The sequence below is a fragment of the Coprococcus sp. AF21-14LB genome (genome assembly GCF_003458885.1).
Lineage (GTDB): Bacteria > Bacillota > Clostridia > Lachnospirales > Lachnospiraceae > UBA9414.
Genome location: NZ_QRVX01000086.1, coordinates 1 through 6053, shown reverse-complemented (window position 1 = coordinate 6053; position 6053 = coordinate 1). Strand labels below are relative to the sequence as shown.

General features: G+C 38.1%; 6 protein-coding genes and 1 tRNA gene. 3 read left to right on the top strand and 4 right to left on the bottom strand.

Annotation, left to right across the window (positions count from 1 at the left end; genetic code table 11):
* Window positions 1–137: 137 nt before the first annotated feature.
* Complete coding sequence (locus tag DWX73_RS12705; RefSeq protein ID WP_118349081.1) at window positions 138–791, top strand: TetR/AcrR family transcriptional regulator; 654 nt, start codon at window positions 138–140, stop codon at window positions 789–791.
* A gap of 102 nt (window positions 792–893) precedes the next feature.
* Here the strand turns inward: DWX73_RS12705 and DWX73_RS12700 are convergent, their stop codons facing one another.
* From DWX73_RS12700 to DWX73_RS12690, 3 genes are read right to left on the bottom strand one after another with little or no spacing between them, the layout of a single operon-like run.
* Window positions 894–2633 (bottom strand): ABC transporter ATP-binding protein, encoded by a 1740-nt coding sequence (locus DWX73_RS12700; RefSeq protein WP_118349080.1) that lies wholly within the window; start codon window positions 2631–2633, stop codon window positions 894–896.
* Window positions 2614–4359 carry an ABC transporter ATP-binding protein gene (locus DWX73_RS12695; RefSeq protein WP_118349079.1) on the bottom strand — a complete coding sequence of 582 codons (1746 nt, stop codon included), beginning with the start codon at window positions 4357–4359 and terminating at the stop codon, window positions 2614–2616. The genes DWX73_RS12700 and DWX73_RS12695 overlap by 20 nt, the downstream gene beginning before the upstream one ends.
* A 14-nt stretch (window positions 4360–4373) precedes the next feature.
* A complete protein-coding gene (locus tag DWX73_RS12690) occupies window positions 4374–4910 on the bottom strand; it encodes a GNAT family N-acetyltransferase (RefSeq protein WP_118349078.1) in 537 nt (178 codons plus the stop codon).
* An 84-nt stretch (window positions 4911–4994) separates the two neighbouring features.
* Between DWX73_RS12690 and DWX73_RS12685 the strand changes: the two genes are divergently transcribed.
* Both DWX73_RS12685 and DWX73_RS14180 read left to right on the top strand, forming a co-directional pair.
* Window positions 4995–5606 carry a MerR family transcriptional regulator gene (locus tag DWX73_RS12685; RefSeq protein ID WP_242996902.1) on the top strand — a complete coding sequence of 204 codons (612 nt, stop codon included), beginning with the start codon at window positions 4995–4997 and terminating at the stop codon, window positions 5604–5606.
* 17 nt (window positions 5607–5623) lie between these two features.
* On the top strand, window positions 5624–5815 hold the full coding sequence (locus DWX73_RS14180; protein ID WP_242996901.1) for a hypothetical protein: 192 nt from the start codon (window positions 5624–5626) through the stop codon (window positions 5813–5815).
* An 89-nt stretch (window positions 5816–5904) separates the two neighbouring features.
* Here the strand turns inward: DWX73_RS14180 and DWX73_RS12680 are convergent.
* Window positions 5905–5991: transfer RNA gene (locus DWX73_RS12680), tRNA-Leu, on the bottom strand.
* Between the last annotated feature and the right edge of the window lie 62 nt (window positions 5992–6053).

Here is a 6053-nt window from a genome sequence, read left to right as displayed (position 1 = left end):
CAAAAAATGTGGATTCCTTACTTGAATAGTTGTGCAATGCAATATATACTAAAAATTACAGAAAATTTCAAATCTTCTTGCTGCATACATACCTTACTAATTCTGTCGATGATTTTTATAACGAGGTGTATTTAGAAATGATAAATTATACAACTGACGAACAAAAAAGAAAAAATCTTATCCAATTTGTAAAAGTAACCCAGGCTCTTCTGGAAACTGATGGGCTCAAAAATATCTCTATTCGTAAAATTGCAACTCAAGCCGGGTTTCATAATTCAACTATTTATTTATATTTCGAAGATCTGGATGAACTGATTATGCTGGCTTCTATCAAACAGTTTCAGGATTACAGCATCGCCCTTGAATCCCAGAGTCTAAAAGATGCCGATGCCTACGATAATTTTTATGCAATCTGGAGTTATTTTGCTGATGCGGCATTTCAGCATTCCTGTATTTTTCATAACTTTTTCTTCGGAAAACACAGCGACAATCTGCATATATTTCTGAATGTTTATTACGATCTCTTTCCTGAAGAACAAAATAAATACAGCGACGATATTAAAGCAATGTACTTTGGAAAAAATTATTCTGAGCGCTGTCTGAAGATTCTTCTCCCTTTGATTGGAGACTCTCGGACGCGTGTTACAAAAGAAAATGTAGAAATTATTAATGACATCAGCGTATGTTTCTGTAAGGAAGCACTCCATCAGAAATGTGAACATCCCGAACTGGATAATGAGAAACTAAAAGAAAAAATGCTGCAAATGCTTCACTACACTGTCGATCAATAATCCCTGTCAAACTTTTTTGCTCTTTTCTATTGTTTTGCCCGCAGAACATCTTCTCGTCCTGCGGGCAAAATAATCTTTAAAATCAAATATAGAATTTCCTAATTATGCAAACTGACTATTATAGAGTGCTGCATATTTTCCCTCTTTTGCCATCAGTTCATCATGATTTCCAACTTCTTTAATATCTCCATCTTCCATGTATAAAATCATATCCGCATCCCGAATTGTCGAAAGCCGATGTGCAATTACAAAACTGGTGCGCCCTTTCATAAGTTCTGCCATTGCTCGCTGAATCAGAACTTCTGTATGGGTATCTACATTACTTGTCGCTTCATCGAGAATCATAATTTCGGGATCTGACGCAATTGCTCTTGCAATCGTCAGAAGCTGTCGTTCTCCCTGTGAAATATTTTCTGCTCCTTTTGACAGCATCATATCGTATCCACCCGGGAGCGTTTTTATAAAGCTATGTGCACAGGCTGACTTCGCTGATGCGATAATTTTACTTCTATCCATATGTTCTTCTGCATAACCAAGATTATCTGCAATTGTTCCTTCAAAAAGCCATGTATCTTGTAAAACCATACCGAATCGGTCTCTCAGTTCTTCTCTTGGCATATCACATATATTGACGCCATCCACTGTAATCGCACCACCATTCAGCTCATAAAATCTCATCAAAAGATTGATCAGAGTTGTCTTTCCTGCCCCCGTCGGTCCTACAATTGCTACCTTTTGTCCCGGTTTCACAGTTAGATTCACTCCATTCATCAACATCCGATCAGGCGTATAGCCGAACTGAACATTTTCAAATGTCACACTGCCGGAACGATCTTCCGGAATGATTCCATTCTCTGCTTCCGGCAGCTCTTCTTCTGCATCCAATAGTGCAAAAATTCTGTCTCCGGCAGCCTTTGCTGCTCCAAAGCTTCCCGCCATTCCTGCCAGTGAAGAAAATGGTTCTGCAAACCGTCTTGTATATTCAAGCATCGCCTGTACATTTCCTACGGTAATAAAACCGCCTATGGCACGCAGACATCCAATCGCAGCACAGATTACATATCCCATATCATTTACAAAAGTTGTAATCGGACTGACTGCCCCCGCAATTGTCTCTGCCTTATAGGAACTGTTTTTCAAATTTTCATTCAGAGCATGAAACTGTTCTTTTGCTCTTTCTTGATAACTAAATGCCTGAACTACTTGCTGACCATTATACATTTCCTCTATATATCCATTTAATTCCCCCAGTAATTCCTGCTGTCTTTCATAATGTTTTCCGCCGGATTTCATAACCCCGGCTGCACTTAACAAAGATAGCGGAACCATAATAATGGGAATGAGCGTCAGTTTTGGACTAATCGTCAGCATCATAAGTAAAATGCCTATCGCAGTAATAATCTGTGTTACAATTGATGTAAGATTTTGACTTACAGTATTATTAATCGTATCTACATCATTTGTAATCACACTAAGGATATCACCATGTGTATGTATATCATAATAATTTAATTTCAATCTGTGCATTTTACTGTCGATATCACTACGAATCTCTCTCATAACATTTGCTGTAATCTTAGCCATGTGAAATCCCTGTAAAAATGCAAAAAATTGCGAAATGAGATATAGTCCTACCAGCACAGCAAGAAGCCAAAGGATTGTTTCCCAGTAAAATATACCATCTCGAATACTTTCAAATAAAGTTGTTGTCACTTTTCCGATCACAAACGGCGCCATTACAGTGAAAATTGTACTGACGGAAGCAAACAACAAAACAAAGAACAGCCTAAGCCGATAGGATTTTAAATACCCAAACAATCTCTTAAATGTATGCTTTTTCATATGAAACTGCCTCCTTTCCCAGTTGGACTTCCGCAATCTCCCGATAAAGCGGACATGTATTTAAAAGTTCTCTGTGCGTTCCCTGACCAACAATCATCCCATCATCAACGACTAAAATACGGTCTGCATCAAGAATCGTGCTAACTCTCTGTGCAACCATAATCACTGTTGCATTTCCCATCGCTGCTTTCAAATTTTTCCGAAGCACTTGATCTGTTTTCATATCCAATGCAGAAAAGCTATCATCAAAAACGTAGATTTCCGGTTCCTTCATAACAGCTCTTGCAATCGCCATTCTCTGCCTCTGTCCACCGGAAAGATTTGTTCCGCCCTGAGCAATTGCCTCATGATATCCGTTTTCTTTTTTCAAAATAAATTCCTCTGCACATGCAATTTTTGCTGCTGTCATCCATTCCTGCTCTGTTCCATGATTTTTGCCAAAGTTCAGGTTAGAAGCAATATCCCCTGAAAATAAAACATTCTTTTGAGGAACATAACCAATCAAAGAACGAAGTTCATCTACTGCGTATTCTTTTACATTCACACCGTCAATAAGAACTTCTCCAAATAGGGGATCATACAGCCGTGGAATCAATTTCAAAATACTCGATTTTCCTCTTCCTGTTCCTCCTATAATTGCCGTAATCTCTCCTGGATGTGCTTCAAAGCTAATGTCTTTTAAAATTGGTTCCTCAGCTCCCGGATAGGCAAATGTCACATGGCGAAATTCTACCGTGGAGCGAAGCGGACGGTCTTTCATAGAAAATGAACCATCCTTGATACTTGTTTCTGTTTCCAGCACCTCTCCAATACGCTTAGAACAGGCATATGCCGTAGGAAACATCATAATAACAAGCGCCAGCATCATTGCTGACATAAGTACCATGCTGATATATTGACTGTTTGCCACTAAAGAACCAACTTCCATAGCTCCTGTCTCAACATAATGTGCTCCCAAACCTAATACCGCTGCTGTTGTCACCCCGAAAATCACATTAATCACCGGTAACAGAAGACTTGTAATTCTTCCTGACAGCATTGCAGTAGCAGCATAATCCTTATTTGCTTCTCCAAATCGATAGCTTTCCGTTTTTTGCTTATTGAATGCCCTGATAACTCTGACACCTTCCAATGACTCCAAAAACAATTGATTAATTCTATCAAGCTTCTGTCGCAATTTGATCGAATACCGTGATGCAAATAAAATGATAATGCCGCATCCGATCAATAATACCGGAATTGCAACACTAAGTACAGAACTGACTTTTCCCCCAGTCGCAGCTGAAAAGACAAGTCCGGCAATCGCCATCATCGGCGCAAGAATTCCAATCCGCAAAAGCATCGTAAGGAAATTCTGAACATTCGTGATATCTGACGTACTTCTTGTAACAAGACTTGCAGTTCCGAAATGATCCAATTCTGCCGCTGAAAAACTCTGAACTTTTTCAAATACCTGTTCGCGGAGATTCGCTGAAAAATCTGTTGAAATGCGGGATGCAATTTTTACAGATAAAAAATTCACAACTCCTGCAAGTGCAGTAACTCCCGCCATAATAACCGCAAGTACCAAAATCATATTCTGAGAATTGTCTGTTACTCCACTGTTAATCATTTGTGCAAGTAAAGACGGCAGCATCATTTCTGCAATTGCTGCAAATAAAATCAAAATAGACAATAGTAAAATCTGCCGCCCTTTTAATTTGACTTTTGAAAATATTGTTTTCATATACTCTTCCTTTCTTAAACTGCCAATTTAATTCCCGACAATTGAAACATGAAGCTCCCTAGTGCATATTTCTGAAGTTTCATATATTCTTCTCGCGAAACCATTCCACCGTAATTCATAATCTCCATATTTCCACTATGCCCTGTAATGTAAAGCTTTGAAGAAGTAAAACCATTTTTGAGATAGAATTTTCTCCTGGCTATTCTCTGTTCTTTATTTGCAGCATGATCATCCAACTGTTCTATCAAAAGAACAATCTTCTTTCCTGAAAAGCGTCTGCATACTTCCTGCATAATTTTACTTCCGGTTCCCCGGCTTCGAATCCGTCCTGAAACAGCAAGATAATCTACCATGACCAGTTTTTCGTATGGAATTACCATAACAAATCCCAGCAAAATTCCGTCTTCTATCGCTGTTAATATCTGCGCTTTCCCTTTTTTCACCGAATGACGGATTGTAAAAAAAGGTTTTCTCTCTGCTTTTGGAAATGCTTCCAAATAGATTTCTCTAACTTCTTTCCATGACTTCTGATTTACATTCAAAAACTCCATCTCTCTACTCCTATCTTCTTGTAGTCTCCTTTGTCTTGTGATATTATAAAGTGTACAGTAACTGTAAAGTCAAGGGTGATTAAAATGAAAAATAAAAAATTTTTATATACAACAGGTCAGTTTGCAAAACTTAATGGGATTAACAAACGTACATTACATTATTATGACGAGATTGGATTATTTTCTCCGGAAGTAAAAGCAGAAAATGGATATCGATACTATACCTGTTTCCAGACGGTACAATTAGAGCTGATTATGACACTTCGAAAGATTGGATTGTCTATAGAGGAAATTATACACTACCAACAAAGTCCTTCCGGAAGCTCTTTTGCCGAACTAATCGCTGAGAAAAAAGATTTCATTGATAGATCGATCCGGGAACTTTTAAATATAAAAACATTTTTAGAAGAAAAATCAAACAAGTTGTCATTGAGTCTTACTGCAAAAGAAGATGAAATAAATGTAATTTCACTCCCTGAACAACGTATTTTGCTCAGCAGTCCTATTACCGGAGCATATGATGATGATGATTTCATTGTCGCCAGTGAGTTTTCTCTTCGTTTAAAGTCTATTTTTGGATTGTATGATAATTTTGGAAGCCGCATTTCGGCAGAACAGATTTTACACAGACAATATCACAAATATGACTGCTTCTTCGCCTATGGACGAACAGATATAGAATCTACGATGTTCTGAGACTGCCAGGCACGTATTTGCGAACCTACTGCATTGGCAGTTGGGATCGTCTTCACACTGTCTACGATAAAATCTGCAATTTTGCAGCAGAAAATGAGTTAGAATTATATGGATATGCCTATGAAGAAGGATTAAACGAGATGTCTTTACGAAATCGCCAAGATTATATCACAATGATTACGATTCCTTGCAAGAAAAAAGCGCTATAAGTGGTTCCCGGAAGAATCCATGAATAGCGCAAGTCTTTTGTAAAAGAACAAAAAAAGTATCCTCTTTCGACGATACTTTTAATAATAAATGCCGCAGACCGGAATCGAACCGGTACGAAAGTATAAGTTTCGCAGGATTTTAAGTCCTGTGCGTCTGCCAGTTCCGCCACTGCGGCATATATCTTACAATTATTTTAATTTATCAGGTACTCTGCTATAATAGAAAAAATGCCGCAGA